The organism is Vibrio sp. ER1A (genome assembly GCF_000733315.1).
GTDB lineage: Bacteria > Pseudomonadota > Gammaproteobacteria > Enterobacterales > Vibrionaceae > Vibrio > Vibrio mediterranei.
In genome coordinates this window covers 1-2105 of sequence record NZ_JPJA01000062.1, presented here as the reverse complement: position 1 = coordinate 2105, position 2105 = coordinate 1, and the positions used below count along the sequence as shown (strand labels likewise).

Sequence of the window (2105 nt, the reverse complement as noted above, 5' to 3'; positions counted from 1 at the left end):
GAATTCGGCAACAAAGCCGTTCTAATATAGAGCCAACTCCATGTTTTTTTAACAAGCGAGATTTGTAAGTGCTAATTGTTTTTTGGCTCAAATATAATCTATCTGCAATCTGCTTATTAGTCTGACCTTCAATTAAGTAAGATAGTACTAGTGTTTCTCTTTGAGATAGCTTTACCATTTTTTGATGTTCAAGAGAGCTTTCGATAGCTGATCGGTCGTTAGAAAGCACTCTAATAATAGTCACTTTAAGATTATCCAAACTCATCGATTTTGTACAATAACCATCTGCTCCAATCTCCAATGCAGTTCTTGCATATGAAGGATTCTCTAATGACGTAAAGAAAATTAGTTTCCCTTTGTAACCACTTGATTTTATCCGCCGATAGAAAGAAAAACCATCCCATTCGTCCAGTTGGATATCTAATACTATCAAATCGATATTGTTTGATTCGATATACTCATATGCTTTACGGGTGTCAGAAAAACTCTTAACATTAAAGTCTATAGATATATTTTCTACCATATCTCCTAAAGCTTTTACTACAATAGGATGGTCGTCGAGTATTACGATATTCTTTTTTACTATCATCTACTATTCCTTAATGCTATCTAAACTTTTTATGAGATGAATAATCTCTTCAAAGTTATATGTTTTCATCGCCCTATTAAATGACAATCTATCTTGCGGACTCAATTGCTCGACTATAGCGCTTCTATAATCATTGTCTATTTTTACAATGCCCATTACATCGTATGAATTTAATAAAGGAAGTATGTCATTTTTCAACTTTTGAAGATCTAAGAATGATTTTATTTTGATCTTTCTTGGTAAGAAAATCTCGTCTATAACTGATTGTAACTCGTTTATTTTTAGAGTCAAAAGCTTAGATAGTTCATCTATCTCTTGTGTATTTCTAGTCCTTAGGGCGGTTTCTAATGCTAGACATATTTCTTGCACCTGAGTAAAACCAAGATTTCCTGAAGCACCTTTCAAAGTATGTACGTTTCGGGCAGCTTGTTCTTTGTCTACAAACCGGATTTCGAAGTTTGCAAACTGCTTTGAGAAACTCTGCAATAATTTTTCATACAGCTCGTAATTACCATTGCTGATCATAAGGCCGTTTTCTATATCTACACCTTCTAATTGGCTCAAAGCTTGTAGTTGCTCTGAGCCCTCTAACTCTACTTTCTTCAACACGTGATTACATAAAGAGTCAAGATCATACCCCAACCATTTAGATAGAGTGTTAATAAGTTCAGAAATAACAATCGGTTTATGGATTACTGCATCCATGCCACTGTCTAGCGCTTTTTTGCTATCGGATTGCAGTACATTGGCGGTCAAAGCTAGTATAGGTATTCTGTCTATGCTTGGATCTTCGCGAATTATCTTTGTAGCTTGATATCCGTCAATTTCGGGCATTTGGCAGTCCATTAAGACTAAATCAAAGTTATTAGCACTTCTAAGCGCTGAAATTGCTTCTTTTCCATTTTCAACAATAGTAACTTTTATCTTTAGTCTTGTTAAGATCTCATGAACTATCTCCTGATTTATCTCATTATCTTCCGCAAGAAGAATATGAGCACCTACAAAACATGGTTTCATCCTTGATAAGTTGCTATTATTTTCGTTGTAGATCATGACCTCTTTACTAGGTGTTCCATTTCTAGTAATAAGATCACTGATATACTCAATTGTTAACTCTTTTTTTGATACTTTTATATTGGTTTCACAACTGACGTTATCTACCAAGGAATAAATGTTATCATCGTTATCTATTGACAGTATAAAGACACTTGAATTAGTAGTCATAAATGAATTGTAAACTCTAACTAATTTTTCTTTTGATAACCGTGTCTCGGGAATATAAAATACAATATCCAGTGAAGAAAAATCGGTTGGATTTTTTAAATACGCTTCTGCATTAGTCTCAACAATATCACTTGCAATATTGGAATTATTATCTCTAATAACATTTCCTAACTTACTTTCGTCGTGGATTATTAATAATGTTCTATTTTTAATTTTTACGGAATCTTCAATACTTAATTTCTTATTTGTTTTTAAAGGTAAAGTTACACAAAATTCTGTACCAACCCCCAAA

2 protein-coding genes are annotated in these 2105 nt (G+C 33.1%); both read right to left on the bottom strand.

The window, feature by feature from the left end; all coding sequences use genetic code 11:
• A partial coding sequence (locus HW45_RS04560) for a response regulator transcription factor (protein ID WP_038225228.1) occupies nucleotides 1-589 on the bottom strand: 589 nt, incomplete at its 3' end.
• A gap of 3 nt (nucleotides 590-592) precedes the next feature.
• Nucleotides 593-2105, bottom strand: a 1513-nt coding sequence (locus HW45_RS04555) for a response regulator (RefSeq protein WP_038225226.1), incomplete at its 5' end; no start/stop codon positions are given.